The organism is Bacillus sp. EU52 (assembly GCF_037964975.1).
Taxonomy (GTDB): Bacteria; Bacillota; Bacilli; order Bacillales; family Bacillaceae; genus Bacillus; species Bacillus subtilis.
In genome coordinates, this window is sequence record NZ_CP150177.1 from 1984004 (window position 1) to 2004667 (window position 20664).

The window sequence follows — 20664 nt, forward strand, 5'->3', positions numbered from 1 at the left end:
TGGGGAGTGGTTGAATGTTTCCTATATTAGAAACGGATCGGCTTATACTTAGGCAAATCACAGATCAGGATGCGGAAGCCATTTTTGCTTGTTTCTCAAACGATGAAGTGACACGCTATTATGGGCTCGAAAACATGGAATCTATAGAACAGGCCATTTCAATGATTCAAACGTTTGCTGCCCTCTATCAAGAAAAACGCGGTATACGGTGGGGAATTGAAAGACGGGACACTAAAGAACTGATCGGAACAATTGGCTTTCACGCTCTGGCCCAAAAGCATAGGCGCGCGGAAATCGGTTATGAAATCATCCCGGAGTATTGGCGAAACGGATTTGCATCAGAAGTCATTTCAAAGGTCGTATCTTACGGATTTTCTGCCCTTGGACTATCGCGTATTGGCGCAGTTGTATTTACCGATAATGAAGCATCAAATCGTCTGCTTCTAAAAATGGGTTTTCAAAAAGAAGGCGTTTTAAGACAGTACATGTATCAAAATGGTACTCCATATGATACAAATGTGTACTCTATTGTGAAACCAAGAGAATGACGGTATTCTCTTGGTCTGTGCCACATCCCTTTTCCTTTAAAAAGACAAAAAGCGCCCTGTTGCAGGGGCGCTTTCTACTTAAGATGCATATTGAGGAGATGATTCCTCCTTAACTGCTTTTTCCTCAGGTATATAAATACATTTCGTCAAGACCGCACTTGCAAGGTAAAGGACCGCAAAGATCCAGACGACGCCTTGCGCGCCGACGAGACCGATGAACAGCCAAGCGAGTGCAGGGCCGACAAACGCTGATAAACCTGCAGCTAAATTCAATACAGACATGGCTGCCCCTTTATCTTTTCCTGCCACCGTCGGCACAATTGCACCAATCGGCACATAGCCTGCCAGCAAACCGCCCCAAATAAAGCCGATCACGCTGACAACCGCTAAACTTCCGCCGGAGAAAACAGGTGCGTAGTATAATAAGACGGTGAAAATGCCGCAGCCGACTCCGCCGAACCAAATAACAGTATTTTTCCAGCCGAATTTATCGCCGACAATACCAAAGATAAGGTTAAACACAATGTTCCCCAGAAAAATCGTTCCCCAAATTTGCAGCCACACATTGGTTGAAATTCCATGCTGGGCCATGTGCATCGGCAAAAAGACTGGAAAACCATATGTACCAATGCTGTTGATGATTCTGATGATTCCGCCTGTAAGCACGCGCGGATTTGTAAATAGAATCGTAACCCCTTTTAAAAGCTCCTCGGCTGTTTCTGATCTTTTTCTTTTCTTCTTTTCAAAACGGTCTTTATTGATAAACAATGCAAAGAATGCACCGAGACATACCCAGAAAATAGAGCTCCAAAGCGTATTCAAATAACCGAACGCTTTGATCGCGTAGCTTGAGTACCAAGCGCCGAACACAAACATGCCGAGGCAATATGCAATCCAAAACCAGCCGACAGCAGTGCTCAGTTTGCTTTGCGGTGTTCTGTAAATGACCCATGTCAAGAAAGAGTAAGCAAAAAGCGGGTAACCTAACCCTTTTACGAAGTAAGTCACATACATCACTGGCAGGTTCAGCTGTTCAAATCCAAATACGATAAAAGCAGCTGTACCGATCACATAAAACAACAGCCCCATAAACATCGTTCGTTTTGCGCCAAATGCTTCGAGACATACACCCGAAAACCAGGAAGCTATGGCAAGCGCAATTCCGTATATACTAAAAATGGAAGCGGACTGCTGAACGGTGAGCCCGTTTTCGATCAAAAAAGGACTGAGCCAGCCTTGTTCAAGGCCATCTCCCATCATAAACAAAACAACCCCTAAAAATCCCCAGGCAAGACGCTTCGGTATTCCTATTTTATCCAACATATCTGTCTCCTCCTTAGATGCTTATATCCATTACCGTATTACCTTATTAAAGTTGAAAATTAAATGATTCCTCAAAACAGCAAAAATTCCGCCGCCTTAAATCAATACTTTGCTTTCTGAACCTGAAAAAAAGCGCTGTGTTTGCTTCCATTCCTCATATAAAGCCAATTCTGTCTGACAGTCCTTCGGTTCGATCACCCGGACATTTGCTGACATCTCCTCCGTTAATTGAAAGGTTTCATTGCAAATGACTGCAGCACCAACAACAGATGCCTGATGATATCCCTCTTGGACATAGACCTTTTTTTGAAGAAGATCCGCGATATATTGAGTGAGCGCTTTGCTTTGGAATCCCCCTCCGCACACCCAAACATAGTCACGTTCAAACGGAGTAACCTCTGTTAAAATGTCAAAGTTCCATTTGATTGAAAATGCGATCTCTTCTAGCGCTGCACGTACAAAATGTGCCCTCTTTAAATGTGCTGACAGCGGGGCATCAAAAAGAAAACCGCCTCTCGTTAATGCATTCTTTTCAGCCGATAAATAAGAGCCGAGAGCCGCTACACATGCATGGTCTTCTTTTGCAAGTGCAGAAATCTCCTCCTCCATTACTTCGTACGTTTCATTCGGATAAAAAATCTGTTTTAATTTTTGATAATTCAAGCCGGTAATTCCCGGATTCGTTTCCACAAGCCAATGCCCTTGATCCGTATGACAGTTCAGCCAGGCTTTATGTTTTGTGTCGCCATAATCCGCAGTAATTTTGGTTATTGGCGTTGTTGTCCCTGATACAATGACAATGTCCTCAAGTCCAGCTCCGGTGCTTTTGACAGCTAGCTGTGTATCCCCGCCCCCTGCTATAACCTTAGCATTTATTGAAAGGCCTAATTCGGATGCATATTCATTTGCTATCGTTCCAATTGCTGTTCCCGCTCTTACAAGAGGAGGAAGGATAGATGGAGAAAAGCCGAATATGTCGCACATCTCTTCTGACCAAGTGTTTTGCTTTACATCAAACAGCAGGGTTTCTGTTGCCTGTGATGGTTCATATGTTAATATTCCGCTCAGTTGGTACGTCACCCAATCACTGATGCTTGTAAAGCTTGCAGTCTTTTCCCATAAAGAGGGCTGGCGCTGTTTTAATCCATAAAGCTTGAGCGCAGAAAAAAGTGCGGTTGGCAGGCGGCCTGTGCGGCTGTATATCTCTTCCCGATCGGGAATGCTCGCCTCCCACTCTCGGCCGCGATTATCGATGTTCGGCAGCCCGAGAAAAGGATTGCCGTTTTGATCAATCAAAACAATCCCCTGTCTTTGGCTCGTCGATGTCAAACCAATGATGTCAATATCACACGAACGGGATAGCGCACGTTTTGCCAAATTCATCACCTGCTTCCACAGCACCTGAGGAGAAAAATAACGGCTGTCCGGGTAAAGCGTCTCTGTGGAATACACGATGTCCTCCCGTTCAACTGTTAAAACACTGCCAGTTACACTCACGACCGCTACCCTCGCATTGCCTGTGCCAATATCAAAAACGAGATAGCCTTTTTGTTTTTTCATTCTCTTAGCCTCCTTTTTTATACCCCTGTTTTCAGTTCGTCCTTGTTATACATTGTCGGAATATTAAGAGTTTTTTCACCCTTCCACTTTTTGAGGGCGTTATTCAGTATCGTCACGTGATGATCCTCCACTTCAAATGTTGCTCCAGCGAGATGCGGTGTTGCCAGAACATTAGGCAATGAAATCAATTCATAATCTGATTGCTCTGGAGGTTCATGATAAAAAACGTCTAATATCGCACCTCTGATTTTATGTTCTTTTAATACAGATAAAAGATCTTCACGGTTTACAACAACTGCTCTTGAAGTATTAACGAAAATCGCACTCTGTTTCATCAGATCAAAATATTGCCGATCTATCAGTCCGAGTGTTTCCTCAGTGCGAGGCAGATGGACAGAAACGATATCGCTGTCTGAAAACACCGTTTTAAGAGATGCTTTTTCATACAACGGATGATCGTCTTGAATGTATGGATCGTAATATTTTATCTTACAGTCAAACACAGTCAGCAGTTTTGCAATCCTTTGCCCGACTGCGCCGAACCCAATCATGCCAACCGTTTTTCCTGTTAGCTCATTTCCTTTAAATTTGACATAAGCCTGCAGGTAATCACTGTCCCACTCTCCATCCTTCAGCCATTGATTCGAGGCGCTGGTATGGCGGAGAAAGGTAATCACATTTCCAATAAACATTTCAGCAACGGCTTGTGCATTCCGCCCTGGTGTATAAAAAACAGGTATGCCTCTTTTTGAAGCAGCTGCCACATCCACATTGGAGGGCATTCCCCTGCAAACACCGACAAATGAAAGTTCGGGAACAGAAGCAAATACGCTGTCTGTTACCTGATCAAGCTCAGTAATCAAGCCTGTCGCATTTGTTGCTTTTAGCAGCTGAATGAGTTCATCTTCCCGATATGCCCGGCCTTGTTCCTTCCAAGATTGATAAGCAACTGAGCCAAACAAGTTTTTTAGCTCTTTTCGTCCTTCTTCGTTGTACGGTGCTGTAACCAAAACCGTCATGGTGCAAAACATCCTTTTCATCGTATTTTTCATAAAAAAAATCTCTTTCCGAAGATGGAAAGAGATTCATATATAGGCGCGCTCTGTTACAGGCAGACGCCGGTATAAACCTTGCTTTCCTATCTTTCAAGCTGACGCTTGCTGGAATTGGCACAATAATGTTGCCGAGGTTTCATAGGGCCAGTCCCTCCACCTCTCTGGATAGAAAATGTTGAGTATGTAATTTTCAGAATGAAGAATACGTTTATCATAAAGAAGTCTCAGATTGATGTCAATCTCTTTTTTCAGAATTGACGTTATCATCCGAAATGTTATAATTCTTACAAAATATCTAACTAGAGAGAGGAACTGGGCCATGAAATCTTTTGCCACACAACAAAACGGCATTTTCAAATCCGTTTGCTCGCTGGACTGCCCGGATCAGTGCGGATTGTTAATACATAAAAAAGACGGGAAAATCGTAAAAATGCAAGGAGACCCTGATCATCCTGTCACAGCCGGAAACATATGCAACAAAGTCCGGAATATGACGGAGCGCATCTATGATGAAAAGCGGCTGACAACACCGCTCAAACGAACAGGTGCGAAAGGCCAAGCGATATTTGAACCGATTTCTTGGGAAGAGGCAATCGATACGATCACCTCCCGCTGGAAACAGCTGATTGATGAAGAGGGAGCTGAAAGCATACTTCCTTACAGCTTTTACGGAAACATGGGGAAATTGACAGCTGAAGGAATGGACCGCCGCTTTTTTTACCGCATGGGGTCAAGCCAGCTTGAACGGACGATTTGCAGCAAAGCGGGATCTGAAGGCTATAAATATACAATGGGCATAAGCGCGGGAATCGACCCTGAGGAAACCATTCATACAAAACTATTTATTTTTTGGGGAATCAATGCGGTCAGCACAAACATGCACCAAATTACGATCGCCCAAAAAGCGCGAAAACAAGGTGCCAAAATTGTCGTGATCGATGTGCATAAAAATCAAACAGGACGTCTCGCAGATTGGTTTATTCCGATAAAGCCGGGAACCGACAGTGCACTTGCTCTTGGCATCATGCACATTTTATTTAAAGAAAACCTTCATGATGAAGCATTTCTGTCCGAGTACACGGTTGGCTATGAAGAGCTCCGTGAACACGTGAAACAATATGATCCTGAAAAGGTATCGACGATCACCGGTGTCAGTACCGAAGATATTTACCGACTGGCAAAAATGTACGGGGAAACCTCCCCTTCTTTTATCAGAATCGGAAACGGACCCCAGCATCACGATAACGGGGGGATGATTGTAAGGACGATTGCCTGTCTTCCGGCGATCACCGGCCAATGGCTGCACACAGGGGGCGGCGCAATTAAGCATAACAGCGGAATTTTAGAATATAACACAAATGCCTTGCAGCGGCCCGACTTATTGAAAGGGCGCACCCCGAGGTCGTTTAATATGAATCAGCTTGGCAGGGTGCTTTTGGAAACAGACCCGCCGATTCGCTCTCTATGTATTTACGGAACGAACCCTGCCGTCGTCGCGCCCGAAGCAAACAAAGTCAGACAGGGCTTGCTGCGGGAAGACTTGTTTACTGTGGTTCATGATTTGTTTTTAACGGAAACGGCTGCATATGCGGACATTGTACTGCCTGCAACATCCGCTTTTGAAAATACTGATTTTTACACCTCCTACTGGCACCATTACATTCAGCTTCAGCAGCCGGTGATTGAGAGATATGGGGAAAGCAAGTCTAACACTGAGGTTTTCCGATTACTGGCTGAAGCCATGGGATTCACAGACCAGGAGCTTAAAGATTCAGATGAAGTATTAATCCGCCAGGCGCTTGACCATCCAGATAATCCGCATTTGGCAGAGATTGATTACGATGCACTTGCTAAGCATTCATTTATGAAAGCAAAACGCGAAAAGCCGCTGTTTCCGGGCGAACTTCCAACGCCAAGCGGAAAAATAGAATTATATTCAGAAAAAATGAAACAAGACGGCTTCCCTGCTTTACCGACATATACACCTCTTGTAACCGATAATGAACATCCGTTTATGTATGTTCCGGGGCCAAACCATAATTTCTTAAACTCAACATTTTCCAATAATGAAAAACACATCAAGCTTGAAAAGACGCCAAAGCTCTTTATCAACACAAAAGATGCTGAAGAACACGGAATCGTTGATGGGGCACCTGTACGAATTTGGAACAGCCGAGGAGAATGCCAGCTGACCGCTGCAGTTGGAGAACAAGTGCTGCCAGGTGTCGTTGTCAGCCAAGGATTATGGGCGGATGAACAAGGAAAAAAACAGCTTGTAAACGCGCTAACCCCAGACCGATTGTCCGATATGGGCGGCGGCGCCACCTTTTTTTCAGGCCGTGTACAGATTGAAAAGGTTTGAAAAATAATGAAACCCGGAGTATGCCAAGCCCGTATAACATAACATTGACATAATGGAGGCATACACATGGACGTTTTTTTAGGAATTGGTATTGCTTTGGCAGGATATTTTATCGGTGAAGGCTTAAAGCAGAGGAACCAAACCAAAGGTAATGAACAAAATGATATCTTGCTTATAAAAGAACGGGATATTTACTTTTACATCGGACTTTTTTTAGGAATAACAACGACTGAAGCAAAACAGTTAGCCGGAGATACGGCAGACCTGCCTTACATTGAAATAAACGGAAAAAAATATGTACAGAAACATATGTTAAAAGATTGGACATTCACATTAGTTGAAAAACATCAGGGTGAATAAAACAAATCTGAGGAGAGCGAGATTCATTGTCACGCTCTCCTCTCTTAGCTTTATGGATTGACCGCCACCAAAACTTTGTTCTATAAGCGCTGATAAAACGATAAACCACTATCTATGTTCTTTCCTCAAACGGCTCGAGATGCCAGTTCCACAACAATAGTTTTTATATTCCTTTGATGACGTGATGTTCTTGATGAACGTATGTATCGTAAAACACTTAGAAAACCTATTCGGTTCGAATGTGTGCTCTCATTATGCCCCCATACTGCGCCTTTATCCGCGGAGGATTTTTTTAAAAAATATGAAACCTAAAGCTTTTAGATCCTGAATTTTTATTGAACCTCCATATTTCTCCGATTGGTAAAAATTAGCCTATACACCGGAAGCTGTACGTTTATAAAGGATCAGAGAATCCCATAACCAGTAAATCACTGCAGCCGCAATACTTAACATATAATAAAAGTACGATTGCAATGTCCATGCTATTGACGCAGGTTCATTGATAACAAAAAACAGGAAAGCTGCGATAAAAGCAACCACACTGTAAATCAATAGGTACATGACATTGAATGTTCTCGCTTTTTTCTGCAACTTCATTTGGAGCGGAACAGCAAAAAGGCCATACACCACAAAACCGTATAATAAAGCAATTGCTGCCGTAAACAATGCAATTATCATATCGCCATACATAACGAAAGAATAAAACCCTAAAAACAAACCAAATGTAAGGCTGGATAGCCCTAATGTCATTAAATAATATGATGCGATTTTTTTCATTTTTTCACCCCCCTTGTTTGATTTATTCACAGTGCGGTTAGTATAAATTCACAACCTTTGTATTTCTTTTATCGAGATGTCTTCCCCAACGGGCTATACGCAATGCGCTAATAAAAGGTTTCAAAAATGACGTTCTTTTATTAGATAATACGCTGGCATGAAAACGCCTCTCCTGATTGGCGAAAGCGCGAATGAAAAAAGTGAATGAATACCTCATCAACAGACAAAATAAGAAGAGTTGATATTCAACACTTTTCGTAAAGGAGTGAAACCAATGAGTAAAAAGGGAATTCAAAATTCAAGTATTGAGCAAATGAAAAATGACCATGAGACTGAAACAGCTTTTAAAGCAGATGATCCTAAAAAACATGGTTCTGATCCTAAAAGAACGAAATAAGTTCTTACCCCCACTAAAATATCAATAATCTGGAGGAAGTAAAGTGACTCAAAAAAACGGTGCAGACAGACCTGATGATTATAAAAGATTTTCTTCATTAGACAAGGAATATGATTTTCAGCAATCTATAAGCAGCAATACTGAGACAGAAAGTGTAAACACTGAAACACAAACTCATAACAAAGAAAACAAAAATGACACAACAGATGTTGCCGGGAAATACTTTGAGCCCTCAGATTATAAAGGAAGCACGCAATTAGAAAAAGGATTGGCTGAAACTCATGAACAGGTCAGCGATGACTATTTTGAAGGGACAATCGATCAAAATTTGGACTAGCCATACAAACGGAACTAACTTAAAAGAAGTCAGTTAACTCTGTTTTTAGAAACAACCACAGTAAAAGTAGCCAACCCCCACCGAATAAGATGGGGGTTGCACGTAAGTAGCCTGTTTAATATTTAAAACGATTAATGACGGTTTGAAGTTCTTCTGCCAACTGAGATAGAGATTCTGCGGCATAGGAGATTTCCCCCATTGAATGAAGCTGTTCCTGTGATGAATTTGCAACCGCTTCTGTATTTGCAGACGTTTCTTTTGTTCCAGCGGCCAATGTATGAACTGTGTGCTGAATCACTTCAACGCCTGATGTAAGCTGTTGAGTTGCCGCTGCGACTTCTTGTATTTGAGAAGTGACCTGTTCCACAAGGTTCAGTATTTCATTGAAATTTCCTGTTGCCTCATGAGAAAGAACAATACCTGAGCTCACATTTTCTTGAACAACCTTAATATTATTTACCGTTTCTATCGATTCATTTTGGATGGTCGCTACCACCGATTGGATGTGGTTTGCAGATTTATTTGTTTCATCCGCCAACTTCCGAACTTCTTCTGCCACCACAGCAAATCCTTTTCCTTGCTCTCCGGCTCTGGCCGCCTCGATCGCTGCATTTAGTGCCAACAAATTTGTCTGCTCTGAAATCGTCGTGATAAGCGAAGAGATATCGCTGATTTCTGCTGTGCTCGCTACCAATGTTTGCAATCCATTGCCGGCTGAATCTACAGATTTATCAATGAATTTCATCTGGTCTAACATCTTGTTGACGGACTTAGAGCCTATTTCAGCCTTGTCTCTCATCGAAGAAGAAAGATCCGCTATGTTCCCTGTATTTGAAGCGACTGATGATATACTGTCTAATAATTCAGTGATGGATTCTGCGCTCTTTTCTGTCATCGAGCTTTGCTTCACATTGCTGTCGGCAGCCATCTGCATGGCTCGTGAAATATGTTCAAATGTTGATTTCGATTCTTCCGCGCTTGCCGATAATTCTTCAGAGGAAGCGGCGACTTGTTCAGATGAGCTGCTGATCTGCTTCACAATTTGAGTTAATGAATGAGTAAAAGAATTAAAAGATTGGGCAAGCTGGCCAAATTCATCTTTATTTTTCACAATGACTTTTTTGGTTAAATCAGCGTCGCCGTGTGCAATTTCCTCCAGCTGCTTATTTATGCTTCTTAGGGGCACCATTATGGACTTTAACAGCATTATGCTTAAAACAACGCCTAATATAACTGATATCCCGGTGACAATGATGATGAGCCATTGACTCATTTTCCCATTGCCTCGTATTTCATCTTTTAGATCCTCCACCTCTTGATCCAGGTGATCAGACAGCTTATTGACAGCCGGATCTACGCCTTCTTTTCTTATTGTTCTTTCTTCTCCAAAATGGATGGTTTCTGCTTTTTTAGGATTTGAAGAGTAGGCTGTTACTACTTGCTGATTCAAAGCTCTATACTGAGTAAAACTTGTCTTAATGTCTTCAATATTGGATTGATACTTCTCTTCATCAATCAAGTCATTAACCCGGTCAAGGCTCTTTAAGACATCGTCTGCTTTTTCCTTCATACCCTCGTCGTATTCTTTGTCTCCGGTAATCAAGAAGCCTCTTTCATCATTTGATAACCCGGTCAATTCATATTGGATGTGTTTTATCTCTTTTTGGAATTCCATTTTGTCTTTAAGTTCTTCATTCTTTTTCACAGTAGAAGAAATCATAAATACTGAGGAGCCTCCAATTCCAATAATTGAAACAACTAATATTGATATAATCCCCAGCAATTTTGTTTTCACTTTCATGTGTCGTTTTCCCTTTCCGCACAATGTAATGGCTGAAATAAAATATGTTCAAGCGCGTTTGAATCCAATTCGCTTACGCTCATGTCCATAATATCGACACGTGTTATCAAGTTTTATAGTGATATTCTTATATGAATAAGCAAATTCTTTACGTCTCTGAACTTACAGAAAAACCTTAAGTAAAATTTGCAGTCTTTTGCGGTATGTAAGTCACTCTTATTCATTTTTCTAAAAAAGGCTTTTCCCACCTCAAATTGGCTGAACCGGCTGTTTTCTCGAAAATATAATACAATACGCAGCATAATATGAAGGAGCGAAACTTAAATGGGGATCATCAATGGTAAAGAATTCATTGACCGATTGAATAAACTAGAAAACGAAATATGGTATGATGGCGAAAAAATAAAGGGTAACATTTCTGAGCATCCTGCATTTAAAGGAATAATCAAAACAAAAAGCTCACTTTATGAATTGCAAACAAAGGATGAGTTAATACATGAAATGACTTATTGCCTTCCTGGAGATCATAATCGAATCGGCCTTTCCTATCTCCAGCCTAAAACCAAAAATGATTTGAAAAAAAGAAGGACCATGATTGAACATTGGGCTAGACATACTCATGGAATGATGGGGAGAAGTCCGGATTACATGAATACGGTTATGATGAGCTTTGCTTCGTCAGCGGAGCTTCTAAAAGATAAAGAGAATTGCTTTCCTGAACATATACTAGATATGTATGAACAAGCTGCTAAGCATGACCTTTCCTTTACCCATACATTCATTACTCCGCAAGTGAACCGGTCACAGTCCTATTTTGGGCTAAGTGAAAAACCGATATCTGCTAAAGTCATTGATAGAACCGAAAAAGGTTTAATGATTCATGGCGCACGTCTGCTTGCAACACAAGGCGGGTTGACCGATGAAATCTTGGTTTTTTCAGCGCCTAAATTTTTCTTTGAAACAGATGAAGCTTATGCTTTTTCAATCCCTTCTAATACAAAAGGCGTAAAATTCATCACAAGAGAATCATTTGTATTAAGCGACTCTTCCTTTAATCATCCCTTAAGCTCAAGGTATGAAGAAATGGATTCAATTGTGGTTTTTGATCATGTGTTAGTGCCGTGGAATCGTGTGTTTTTTTACGATAATGTGGAAGCAGCTAAAGATTTTATGACAAAAAGCTCTTTTCATGCCTTTACCTTTCACCAGGTTGTCATTAGGCAAATGATAAAAATTGAATTTCTATTAGGTGTTGCACAGCTTCTTGTCGACACCATTAATGTTTCCGAATATCAGCACATCCAAGAAAAGCTCTCAGAAATCATTGTGGGATTGGAAACAATCAAAGCCCTCATTGACAAATCGGAAAATGATGCTCAGTTAGATGAATTCGGCTATATGCGCCCCTGTTTAATTCCTCTTCAAGTCATCAGTACGATAATTCCTAAGCTATATCCTCGATTTACTGAAATCATACAATTAATTGGAGCTAGCGGAATGGTGACACTGCCTACCGAAAATGCATTTGACTCAGAGATACGGGAAGATCTTGACCAATATCTTCAAGCAACCAATACAAATGCTGAAGAACGTGTGAAAATTTTCCGTTTGGCATGGGATTTAACAATGAGTTCATTCGGAACTAGACAAACTCACTACGAAAGATATTTTTTCGGAGATCCTATTCGGATTTCAAGCAGGCTGTATACCAGTTATCCAAAGCAGGAGCAGTTGAACATGATTAAAACATTTTTACATGCAGATACAGAACATTGAAAAAACAGCGGGAAAAGATCCGCTGTTTCGTATTTTTTATTCAGGAAACTGAACATGGCCCGGTACTGTATAGGCTTTGGACGTTCCGCTTTCAGGCAGCTTTGGAATGGTGTCTTTCACAACTTTTCCGCGGATGTCAGTCATTCTGACCTTGAGAGAACCTGTCCCTAAATTCGTACTCACAAAATGGTTATAGTCCATTTTCTCCATGTTGATCCACTTACCATCCTTTTCATATTCCATTTTCATAACAGGATACTTGTGATTTCTGACTTGGATTGCTGCCCACCACCTGCTGCTGCCTTCTTTGATCCGGTACGTGAAATTGCCGGTGATTGGAGCTTTGACAACACGCCATTTAATATTGATTTTTCCGTCTTTCATATTGCCGATTTTACGGAAGGCATTAGGTGACAGATCAAGAGCTCCCCGAGCGCCTTCGGGATAAAGATCAGTAACATATACGGTTGTTTTCCCTTTTGGCCCTTCAACTTCCAAATAAGAGCCGGCAAGTGCTGCTTTTACTCCTCCGTAATTGAGATCCGCCGGATTTATTGCAGTAATCTCCATATCGGAAGGAATGGGATCCAGCAGGAAAGCTCCTCCTGAATAACCTGACCCTGTATACGTTGCATAACCTTCATGCAGGTTGTCATATGCTGCCGAAGCTTGCGGGGAAAAACAGAAGATCGTCAACAAAACCATACCAACAAATGCACTCATGATCTTTTTCATATTTGGTCCTCCTCAAACCAGACTTCAAATGAGAATCATTATCATTATAAGACTCAATCCATCTGGTTTGAAAGAGGAAATAGATTCATAGATGATTTTAAGGCAAATTCACTATCATTCATATATCAAATGTAGGTACTTATGAAAAAGCCAATACAAATGAACGAATGTGCACTTCAGCCGAATGTCTTATTTTCCCCTCTCAAAATTCGCATTTCAATAACGAAATGAAACAGGCTGTTGGCCTGATAACAGCTATACAGGAAAAGCTATTTTTCCCGGCTCAGTTTCAACTTAGCTGTCATCATAATGCCAAATATCAGCACAATCGGAACCCAAATAATGAAGTGATAAAAATCAGGCTCAGCCAGAGCAACAATAATAGCCCCCACACAATACAAAATAATAGCCAGTGCTCTTAACACAGTATCTCTTAAGAAAGTCTTCTTTTGCTTCTTAAAAAACAAACGGCCGGATATATCCTCTAAAAGAGAAGCCAAAGTGCCGGTCAACACAGTTGAAGAAATACCTGCGATCCCCAGTTTTTTTGCTGCTGTAGTTTGAATCCCCATAGAAATGCTCATGAGTATAATCAGAATGTGCACAGGAACAAATGCCCGATAAAAAGAAAGACAAGCAAAGACAAACAAAATGAATGCTTCAAGTGCGAGGGCTTTTGTCACAGCAGAAGGCCAAAGGGTATTTTCCGCCTTTCCGACCATCAATGTAGCAATGATCACGCCGCATATAAATCCGATTAGCGCAGTCAAGGAATTAAAAACAGTGACCTGAATGGATTTGCCGATAGCTAACCCCAATAATACAATGTTTCCAGTCATATTAGCTGTGAACACATGTCCCAGGCTTAAATACCCGATTACATCCACGATTCCAGCTGTTAAACATAAAAGTGATAGCAAGGTGTTTCGATAAGCTGCTGCAGTCAACGGGTATCAATCCTTTCTTCTATTTCAATTGTTAGTATGTCTTTTGGCGCAATCTCTATTTTTTAAGTAACCCAACATTAATTAGGAAGATAGAACCTATCATTCCTTTCCATTAACTGTAATAATAATCCCCGCAAGGAAATGATTAAAATTGAAAGGAGGCATATTGTGATGAAACGACTTTGTTTATGGTTCACCGTCTTTAGCTTGTTTTTGGTTCTCTTGCCTGGAAAAGCATTAGGTGCAGTCGATTTTCCGAATACCTCAACAAATGGCCTTTTAGGTTTTGCCGGAAATGCCAAAAATGAAAAAGGCATCTCTAAAACGGGCACAACGGGTGGAAAAAACGGGCAGATTGTTTACATTCAAAGCGTAAATGATTTAAAAACCCATCTAGGAGGATCCACTCCGAAAATTTTAGTGCTTCAAAATGATCTTTCCGCATCTGCGAAAACAACAGTTACCATTGGCTCAAATAAAACACTCGTGGGCTCTTACGCGAAAAAAACGCTGAAAAATATTTATTTAACAACTTCATCAGCTTCTGGAAATGTCATTTTTCAAAATTTAACGTTTGAACACAGTCCGCAGATTAACGGAAATAATGATATCCAGCTTTATTTAGATTCCGGTATGAACTATTGGATTGATCACGTCACATTCTCAGGTCATAGCTATAATGCAAGCGGAAGCGATTTGGACAAACTCGTGTATATCGGAAAATCCGCAGATTATATCACGATCAGCAACTCAAAATTTGCGAATCATAAATACGGTTTGATTTTAGGATACCCGGATGATTCTCAGCATCAATATGACGGCTACCCCCACATGACAATCGCCAATAATTATTTTGAGAACTTGTATGTTAGAGGCCCAGGTCTGATGAGATACGGTTACTTTCATGTTAAAAACAATTACAGCAATAATTTTAACCAGGCGATTACAATTGCTACAAAAGCAAAAATATATTCCGAATATAATTACTTTGGGAAAGGCAGTGAAAAAGGCGGCATCCTTGACGACAAGGGCACTGGTTATTTCAAAGACATAGGCAGCTATCCATCACTCAACAAGCAAACCTCTCCGCTGACTTCTTGGAATCCCGGGTCAAACTATAGCTATCGTGTCCAAACGCCGGAATATACAAAAGAATTTGTCACGAAATATGCCGGATCACAAAGTACAACTCTGGTATTTGGCTACTGATATAAAAGAGGCCCTGCGTTAAAAACGCTGTGCCTCTTTTTATACTTATAGGCTATTTTTAAGCGATCCTTGTAACTCCATCAAGATCCAGCGTCGGTCAAACTAAAAAGCATATGTTTTTTTCTACATAACTTCTTAAATGGCTTTCTTATTATACCAGTTTATCGCAAGTAAAAAGAAATCGCTGTTCTGAACCTGTATTAAATGAACGTTCGTCCCACAAACTATTCAAAAACCCCTAAATAGGATGATGGATATGTGCGGCAGGTTTACTTTGTACTCTGCATTTGATGATATTATTGACCAGTTTGACATCGATCAATTTTTTCCTAAAGGTGAATACCAGCCAAGCTATAATGTCGCACCATCACAAAACATCCTTGCAATCATCAATGATGGATCAAATAATCGCTTAGGCAAGCTTAGATGGGGACTTATTCCACCTTGGGCAAAAGATGAAAAGATCGGTTATAAAATGATTAATGCTCGAGCCGAAACCATTACCGAGAAACCGGCCTTTCGAAGACCGCTTGTCAGCAAACGCTGCATCATACCAGCAGACAGTTTTTATGAATGGAAACGGCTTGATTCCAAAACCAAAATCCCAATGCGGATCAAATTGAAATCATCTGCTCTTTTTGCGTTTGCTGGCTTATATGAAAAGTGGAGCACACATCAAGGATACCCTCTTTATACCTGCACCATCATAACAACTGAGCCTAATGAGTTCATGAAAGATATACACGACCGAATGCCGGTTATATTGGCCCATGATCATGAAAAGGAGTGGCTTAACCCCCAAAATACAAGCCCTGATTATCTGCAAAGTTTGCTGCTGCCTTATGATGCTGATGACATGGAAGCATACCAGGTTTCATCATTAGTAAATTCACCTAAAAATAATTCAGCTGAGCTTCTTGATGCAGAAAATCATATGTAGTGATTGAAATTCTCTAGCAAGAACTTGTCAATAGCTTTGTTCCTTAGGTGCCAATCCCTCTAGTAATTATGAATATTTAGTACATAGATCAATTAGTTTTCGATATCAGTTCGAAATAATTTTATTATGTAAACTTAAATAAGCAATGTTATCCCTTTCATATAAAATAGTTTACATTTTTATAAAGTCGCTTCACCTTTCTATTTTGTCAGCAAAAAAACTGAACCACATTAAACTTATGAAACCTGCCGCACCTGTGATTGCAAATATGATATAAGCCCATAGAGGTAAATCCATACACTTTCCATCCTAAGAATTAAATGAAATTTCTTTCATCTTACATGAAGGTCTTCTTTCTTTTGTTTATCCAGTGTAATACTTAATAATATGTTGATGAATGCAGCTGGAAAATATATAAATCCCACTCCAAGAATGCCTAGTATCGTACTTAAACTTACTATGTAATTCTTTGTCATCGTTTGACTGTCAATCAATATTAGAAGTGAAATCAATCCAGCTAAAACACCTATAAACCAAGCATCGCCAACAGCATAAGAATCATCCAGCATCCCTAAACATCGCCCCAATATAGAGCTCCCAATGGCAGTCAAACTGGATAAAAATATGAGTGCTTTCATTTCTTCTCCTCCTTTAAAGCCAATCAAACTGGTAGAAATCGGCCATTGAATTCCCATTATCGAATGGTTATCATTTCCACATTAACATTTTAAAGCTCATTACAATACGATTCAAGCAGAAAAACCCTACATAACGTATATATAGGGATTTAATAAAACACAGGCCAAAATTCAGCTCTATCTACTTTAAAAAGATATGAAGGGCAGCTGTGTGATCTGTTACGTCTTTACGTACCGAGATATTTCACAACAGGCACTTTCTTCTTGCGCAGAGAATCAAGCATGACTGATCCAGCATTCAAGTTGCTTTGTACTAATTCTTTAGGCGTCAATGCCATCCACTGATTGAGTGACACATCTGCATAGCGGTTACTTTTGAACATTTCTAAAAACCATAATGTTTCTGTACCAGTGTTTTGTATATAGTGTCCGGCATTAGAAGGCACGTATCCAACGTCGCCTGCTCTATAATCAAATGTGCGGGCAGTCCCATTTCCGATAAATACCGTCATTCGTCCCTGTCCTGTTAGATAATATTGCCACTCATCGCTATTGGGATGCCAATGAAGCTCTCTCATCGCGCCAGGCTCAATCTGAACAAGTGCAGCGGCTATCGTTTTTGAAATTGGGAAGTTAGAAGAATCCACAATTCGTACACTCCCCCCTGGCATTTGAATTGGGGGTTGATTTAACAGCTCGTGTTTAAAGGTCATGGGGACTTTTCCATATGGTGACTGAATGTCTTCACTGGCGACTGATCCCGGCACATTCCCTTGGTAGATATAGACTTGCTCAGACGGAAGAGAGTTGAAAGCATTCTCCGGGACACCGAAATTTGCAGACAGAACATCTTTTGGTGTGTGTGCAAGCCAATCTGAAATGGTTAACGTTGAAAACTCAGAAAAGTTCCCATCATCGAAAACGAGCAGAAACTCGCAGTGTTCCAATCCCTGTATGGAATGCGGAATTCCTGCCGGGAAGTACCAAAGGTCGCCGGGACCAACATCAGCAATGAAATTTCGTCCGTCTTGGTCAACAGCGGTGATACGTGCCCGTCCCAAAAGCATATAAGCCCACTCCGCTTGCTTATGCCAATGAAGCTCGCGGACGCCTCCCGCAGTTAAGCTCATGTTTACACCTGCAATCGCAGTCGAAATCGGAAGCTGTCTTACGGTGATTTCTCTTGACCAGCCGCCGTGATCTAATTTCATGGGAGCGTCTGAGAATGAAAATCTCAAGTTAGGAATCATACCCTCATCTGTAACAGGCGGAACAAATATATTCGGATTTTGAATATCCCGTATTATATTTCGCGGGCCTGTATCAATAGCTCCAGCTCCATCACTTCGAATAGGCTGCGGCACGTTTCTGTCTTCATGATTGATTGGTTGTTGTTCCAACAGCATGCACCTCGTTTTAGAAATGAACAAGATTTTATTTCAGCCTATGCAGAATCTTAGATTGCTGTGCCTAGGAATCCGCAAATAAAAAAGTGACCACCAATGTGATCACAAATACATCAAATAAACTATTTTTTATACCATGGCTTCTTATGTAATTTGATTGCTTCTGTCTGTTTTTTCTGGCCTGTCCTCCACTCCACTTTTACTAATACATCATGACCTATCACTTCATCTTCAGGCATATAATCAAAGGTGGAAATATGGTCCTCCATGCGTCCCCCACCCGGCATTTCATCACCTGTGTATTCTGACAAATCATAATTTTCCCTGTCATCATACATTTTACCATCTATGTATAAGGTGATTTTTTCTATGACAGTCCTCTTTTCGTCCTTCTTACTCCCCTGCCAATATAGATTTAGAAAATAATTAGGTCCAATTGAAGTTTTGTCTGATTTTTCAAGGTTAGACATCCACAGTCCGCTTTTCCCGCTGCCCTCATATTTCACTTTGTTTCCTGACACCATTACAAATAATGTGGTGATGCAGATGATCAAGAATCCAGCAATGATCAATAGCCATTTCTTAACATTGTTCTTTTTTCTCATGTTTTTCCCCACTTTCCTAACTCGTTAGTAGGAAAATATGATCAAAATGTTACTGAAAAGAAAATTAAAAACTTCGAATTTAAATTAAAGCTCTTTCAGAGACAAAATTTAAACGTATATCACGCCTTACATACAATTTTGTTTTAAACTGGGCTTTTTATTTTTAAAAATCAAGCTAACAAGAGTTTATTAAGTAACTTTTCAAATTTATTTATACTCATGATCTCGTGAGTCACAAATCTCCCATCAAAAAAAACGCTAAAAGTTGTCCAAATAGCTGGTGACTTTTGTGCCTCTTCTTTCGATGATAACTGAATTGACTGAAATTGAACCCCTTTCTTTTCAGTCAATTCCCGCAAATCATTTATCATGCCCACTGCAAACGGACACTGAGCTGTATAGTATATCGTAATCCCCTTTTCATTGATAGAATCACTTTTCACCTGGCTCTTAAATGCAGGAGAAGCTGCAAGGCCATTCCAAGTCAAAGCCATTAATTGAAAATAAGGGGCAGCTTCATCTTGTAGAGTAAACCCCATATGCTCAAAGAAATGCTTATCACTTAAATAGGGCAGTTTTTTCTTGCCTGCGATATGGATAATGCCATCCATGCCGCACGCTTTCGCATCTGCTATACATTTGTCCAACAATCGTTTCGCATGACCGTTATTTTTATATCTGCCAGACACCCACAGACAATTAATGTACATAAAATTAGGCGCATTGACAGGCACCCATGCCTCATTCGCAGGTAGGTATTCAATAAAGACTTTTGCCCGTTCATGTAAGCGATAGAACACCAATCCTTCATCCATTCGAGCTTTGAGCCATCTCTTCTTTTCATTAACTGCATGCTCATATTGTTTCGCGCCTAATGCACAGCAAATATGATTGTCTTCAATATTGTCCTTTGTGATTTCAATGTAGCACATCTCCTCTTTTCCCCCTTTAACATAATTTCATGGAATTCAACTTTCGCTGGCACACTTTACATGCCTAATAGAATAAATACCCGTTCCAACTTAAATACTTTTTCTTTTCCATTTTGCCAATTAACTGAAAAACCCTTCTTCTATTCAGATATTATCTTGATTCCTATATCACCCATTTCAAATCCAAAGTGTGTTCATCTTTGAGGATTAGATGCACTGCTTATGCTATAAATACAGTACACGAAGTTTATATTTGAAGTAATATTTGTTACGGGACAGCAATAGTAAATAAGTGATAAAAGGGGAATTAAACTTGGTGGAAAAATGTTATTCTTGTTTAATTTGCGGATACAAAGGATTAATTCAAAATCCTTTGTATAAAGGCGAGTACCAAAAAACGTTTGACATTTGTCCATGTTGCGGTTTTGAATTTGGCTACAGTGAGGATCATGATGTGAGGTTAGGTTTTATTGTAACTCCTGATCATTTAGTTGAGGCTGCATTTCAATTGTATCGCAAACAATGGATTGAGAGCGGGATGGTAATTGCTCATCCGGAAGATATTCCATAAGAGTTAAAAAATGGCAATTGCTTAAAATTTGAAGTTTTGTTGAAACAATTGAAAAAACTAAATCTTGACATAGAAAATTTTGAAATTAGCGGTTTTTAATGATGAAACGGATTGCACTTATTTAGGTGTCACTTACATTATCAGTAAAATGTTAAGTTGAAATGCGCAATCAGTCACACAAAGTCTCTATTCGTATTCAATAAAGACTTTGTGATCATCAACAAACATTTCACTCCCATCGGATAATGTATCCAAAAGGCCTCTGGTTCTTCTCTATAGTCATAAATCACAGTCACTTTAACATTTAACTCAGCTATGATTGGTTTTCCAACAATTATTTTCGTTTTTTCCTCAGGCAAAGTAAGAGATCGAATCACCAAAGCCA

Annotated in this window: 19 protein-coding genes, 4 pseudogenes and 1 riboswitch; of the genes and pseudogenes, 9 read left to right on the forward strand and 14 right to left on the reverse strand. The window is 40.3% G+C overall.

Annotated elements, in window-relative coordinates:
- Positions 1–14 precede the first annotated feature (14 nt).
- Positions 15–548 carry a GNAT family protein gene (locus NSU05_RS09850; protein ID WP_038429077.1) on the forward strand — a complete coding sequence of 178 codons (534 nt, stop codon included), beginning with the start codon at positions 15–17 and terminating at the stop codon, positions 546–548.
- A gap of 78 nt (positions 549–626) precedes the next feature.
- Here the strand turns inward: NSU05_RS09850 and NSU05_RS09855 are convergent, their stop codons facing one another.
- The 3 genes from NSU05_RS09855 to NSU05_RS09865 all read right to left on the reverse strand — a co-directional run bounded on the left by NSU05_RS09855 (position 627) and on the right by NSU05_RS09865 (position 4483).
- Positions 627–1871 carry an MFS transporter gene (locus NSU05_RS09855; RefSeq protein WP_029318085.1) on the reverse strand — a complete coding sequence of 415 codons (1245 nt, stop codon included), beginning with the start codon at positions 1869–1871 and terminating at the stop codon, positions 627–629.
- A 96-nt stretch (positions 1872–1967) separates the two neighbouring features.
- Positions 1968–3431, reverse strand: coding sequence for an FGGY-family carbohydrate kinase (locus NSU05_RS09860; RefSeq protein WP_029318084.1), 1464 nt, complete (start codon positions 3429–3431; stop codon positions 1968–1970).
- 17 nt (positions 3432–3448) lie between these two features.
- Positions 3449–4483, reverse strand: a complete 1035-nt coding sequence (locus tag NSU05_RS09865) for a 2-hydroxyacid dehydrogenase (protein ID WP_038429078.1) — start codon at positions 4481–4483, stop codon at positions 3449–3451.
- 83 nt (positions 4484–4566) lie between these two features.
- Positions 4567–4658, reverse strand: a riboswitch (SAM riboswitch).
- A gap of 147 nt (positions 4659–4805) precedes the next feature.
- Between NSU05_RS09865 and NSU05_RS09870 the strand changes: the two genes are divergently transcribed.
- Entirely contained in the window at positions 4806–6848 is a 2043-nt protein-coding gene (locus NSU05_RS09870; protein ID WP_029318082.1) for a molybdopterin oxidoreductase family protein, read from the forward strand.
- A gap of 66 nt (positions 6849–6914) precedes the next feature.
- Positions 6915–7208 carry a hypothetical protein gene (locus NSU05_RS09875; protein ID WP_029318081.1) on the forward strand — a complete coding sequence of 98 codons (294 nt, stop codon included), beginning with the start codon at positions 6915–6917 and terminating at the stop codon, positions 7206–7208.
- 372 nt (positions 7209–7580) lie between these two features.
- On the opposite strand, the gene NSU05_RS09880 is transcribed toward NSU05_RS09875, so the two are convergent.
- A complete protein-coding gene (locus NSU05_RS09880; RefSeq protein WP_015714052.1) occupies positions 7581–7985 on the reverse strand; it encodes a UPF0715 family protein in 405 nt (134 codons plus the stop codon).
- A gap of 88 nt (positions 7986–8073) precedes the next feature.
- Positions 8074–8191: pseudogene (locus NSU05_RS09885) on the reverse strand (hypothetical protein); the annotation flags it as partial.
- 68 nt (positions 8192–8259) lie between these two features.
- Here NSU05_RS09885 and NSU05_RS09890 point away from each other — a divergent pair.
- Both NSU05_RS09890 and NSU05_RS09895 read left to right on the forward strand, forming a co-directional pair.
- Positions 8260–8382 (forward strand): hypothetical protein, encoded by a 123-nt coding sequence (locus NSU05_RS09890; protein ID WP_038429080.1) that lies wholly within the window; start codon positions 8260–8262, stop codon positions 8380–8382.
- A 43-nt stretch (positions 8383–8425) separates the two neighbouring features.
- Positions 8426–8719, forward strand: coding sequence for a YozQ family protein (locus tag NSU05_RS09895; RefSeq protein ID WP_014477001.1), 294 nt, complete (start codon positions 8426–8428; stop codon positions 8717–8719).
- 115 nt (positions 8720–8834) lie between these two features.
- Here the strand turns inward: NSU05_RS09895 and NSU05_RS09900 are convergent, their stop codons facing one another.
- Entirely contained in the window at positions 8835–10520 is a 1686-nt protein-coding gene (locus NSU05_RS09900) for a methyl-accepting chemotaxis protein (RefSeq protein ID WP_339204698.1), read from the reverse strand.
- 324 nt (positions 10521–10844) lie between these two features.
- Here NSU05_RS09900 and hpaB point away from each other — a divergent pair, with 324 nt between their 5' ends.
- Positions 10845–12296 carry a 4-hydroxyphenylacetate 3-monooxygenase, oxygenase component gene (hpaB, locus tag NSU05_RS09905; RefSeq protein WP_003231423.1) on the forward strand — a complete coding sequence of 484 codons (1452 nt, stop codon included), beginning with the start codon at positions 10845–10847 and terminating at the stop codon, positions 12294–12296.
- Positions 12297–12332: 36 nt separating this feature from the next.
- Here hpaB and exlX read toward each other — a convergent pair whose 3' ends face one another.
- Both exlX and NSU05_RS09915 read right to left on the reverse strand, forming a co-directional pair.
- Complete coding sequence (gene exlX, locus NSU05_RS09910) at positions 12333–13031, reverse strand: expansin ExlX (protein ID WP_038429083.1); 699 nt, start codon at positions 13029–13031, stop codon at positions 12333–12335.
- 269 nt (positions 13032–13300) lie between these two features.
- The gene (locus tag NSU05_RS09915) at positions 13301–13978 is read right to left on the reverse strand and encodes a YoaK family protein (RefSeq protein ID WP_038429085.1); all 678 of its coding nucleotides are present in this window, start codon (positions 13976–13978) and stop codon (positions 13301–13303) included.
- 171 nt (positions 13979–14149) lie between these two features.
- Here NSU05_RS09915 and NSU05_RS09920 point away from each other — a divergent pair, with 171 nt between their 5' ends.
- Entirely contained in the window at positions 14150–15187 is a 1038-nt protein-coding gene (locus NSU05_RS09920) for a polysaccharide lyase family 1 protein (protein WP_004399365.1), read from the forward strand.
- A gap of 256 nt (positions 15188–15443) precedes the next feature.
- Positions 15444–16127 carry an SOS response-associated peptidase gene (locus tag NSU05_RS09925; RefSeq protein ID WP_021481408.1) on the forward strand — a complete coding sequence of 228 codons (684 nt, stop codon included), beginning with the start codon at positions 15444–15446 and terminating at the stop codon, positions 16125–16127.
- A 332-nt stretch (positions 16128–16459) separates the two neighbouring features.
- On the opposite strand, the gene NSU05_RS09930 is transcribed toward NSU05_RS09925, so the two are convergent.
- From NSU05_RS09930 to NSU05_RS09945, 4 genes are all read right to left on the reverse strand, one after another.
- Positions 16460–16765, reverse strand: coding sequence for a hypothetical protein (locus tag NSU05_RS09930; protein WP_038429086.1), 306 nt, complete (start codon positions 16763–16765; stop codon positions 16460–16462).
- A 227-nt stretch (positions 16766–16992) separates the two neighbouring features.
- Positions 16993–18171: an oxalate decarboxylase gene (oxdD, locus tag NSU05_RS09935; protein WP_038429088.1), complete on the reverse strand. Its 1179-nt coding sequence runs from the start codon at positions 18169–18171 to the stop codon at positions 16993–16995.
- A 122-nt stretch (positions 18172–18293) separates the two neighbouring features.
- Positions 18294–18776 (reverse strand): DUF4944 domain-containing protein, encoded by a 483-nt coding sequence (locus NSU05_RS09940; RefSeq protein WP_029727220.1) that lies wholly within the window; start codon positions 18774–18776, stop codon positions 18294–18296.
- Positions 18777–18946: 170 nt separating this feature from the next.
- Positions 18947–19708, reverse strand: a complete 762-nt coding sequence (locus NSU05_RS09945; RefSeq protein WP_029727219.1) for an N-acetyltransferase — start codon at positions 19706–19708, stop codon at positions 18947–18949.
- Between the two features lie 313 nt (positions 19709–20021).
- On the opposite strand from NSU05_RS09945, the pseudogene NSU05_RS09950 reads away from it, so the two are divergent.
- Positions 20022–20378, forward strand: a pseudogene (locus NSU05_RS09950) (hypothetical protein).
- A 21-nt stretch (positions 20379–20399) separates the two neighbouring features.
- Here the strand turns inward: NSU05_RS09950 and NSU05_RS09955 are convergent.
- Positions 20400–20518 (reverse strand): annotated as a pseudogene (locus NSU05_RS09955) (hypothetical protein); the annotation flags it as partial.
- A pseudogene (locus NSU05_RS09960) lies at positions 20466–20656 on the reverse strand (hypothetical protein). The pseudogenes NSU05_RS09955 and NSU05_RS09960, both read right to left, overlap by 53 nt.
- Between the last annotated feature and the right edge of the window lie 8 nt (positions 20657–20664).

Excerpts from the sequence above, each read along its gene's own strand:
- NSU05_RS09900 (WP_339204698.1), bottom strand. The coding sequence starts at position 10,520 with ATGAAAGTGAAAACAAAATTGCTGGGGATTATATCAATATTAGTTGTT.
- NSU05_RS09870 (WP_029318082.1), top strand. The coding sequence starts at position 4,806 with ATGAAATCTTTTGCCACACAACAAAACGGCATTTTCAAATCCGTTTGC.
- NSU05_RS09855 (WP_029318085.1), bottom strand. The coding sequence starts at position 1,871 with ATGTTGGATAAAATAGGAATACCGAAGCGTCTTGCCTGGGGATTTTTA.
- hpaB (WP_003231423.1), top strand. The coding sequence starts at position 10,845 with ATGGGGATCATCAATGGTAAAGAATTCATTGACCGATTGAATAAACTA.
- NSU05_RS09865 (WP_038429078.1), bottom strand. The coding sequence starts at position 4,483 with ATGAAAAATACGATGAAAAGGATGTTTTGCACCATGACGGTTTTGGTT.
- NSU05_RS09860 (WP_029318084.1), bottom strand. The coding sequence starts at position 3,431 with ATGAAAAAACAAAAAGGCTATCTCGTTTTTGATATTGGCACAGGCAAT.
- NSU05_RS09875 (WP_029318081.1), top strand. The coding sequence starts at position 6,915 with ATGGACGTTTTTTTAGGAATTGGTATTGCTTTGGCAGGATATTTTATC.
- NSU05_RS09920 (WP_004399365.1), top strand. The coding sequence starts at position 14,150 with ATGAAACGACTTTGTTTATGGTTCACCGTCTTTAGCTTGTTTTTGGTT.
- exlX (WP_038429083.1), bottom strand. The coding sequence starts at position 13,031 with ATGAAAAAGATCATGAGTGCATTTGTTGGTATGGTTTTGTTGACGATC.
- NSU05_RS09880 (WP_015714052.1), bottom strand. The coding sequence starts at position 7,985 with ATGAAAAAAATCGCATCATATTATTTAATGACATTAGGGCTATCCAGC.
- NSU05_RS09890 (WP_038429080.1), top strand. The coding sequence starts at position 8,260 with ATGAGTAAAAAGGGAATTCAAAATTCAAGTATTGAGCAAATGAAAAAT.
- NSU05_RS09940 (WP_029727220.1), bottom strand. The coding sequence starts at position 18,776 with ATGAGAAAAAAGAACAATGTTAAGAAATGGCTATTGATCATTGCTGGA.
- NSU05_RS09850 (WP_038429077.1), top strand. The coding sequence starts at position 15 with ATGTTTCCTATATTAGAAACGGATCGGCTTATACTTAGGCAAATCACA.
- NSU05_RS09945 (WP_029727219.1), bottom strand. The coding sequence starts at position 19,708 with ATGTGCTACATTGAAATCACAAAGGACAATATTGAAGACAATCATATT.
- NSU05_RS09930 (WP_038429086.1), bottom strand. The coding sequence starts at position 16,765 with ATGAAAGCACTCATATTTTTATCCAGTTTGACTGCCATTGGGAGCTCT.
- NSU05_RS09925 (WP_021481408.1), top strand. The coding sequence starts at position 15,444 with ATGTGCGGCAGGTTTACTTTGTACTCTGCATTTGATGATATTATTGAC.
- oxdD (WP_038429088.1), bottom strand. The coding sequence starts at position 18,171 with ATGCTGTTGGAACAACAACCAATCAATCATGAAGACAGAAACGTGCCG.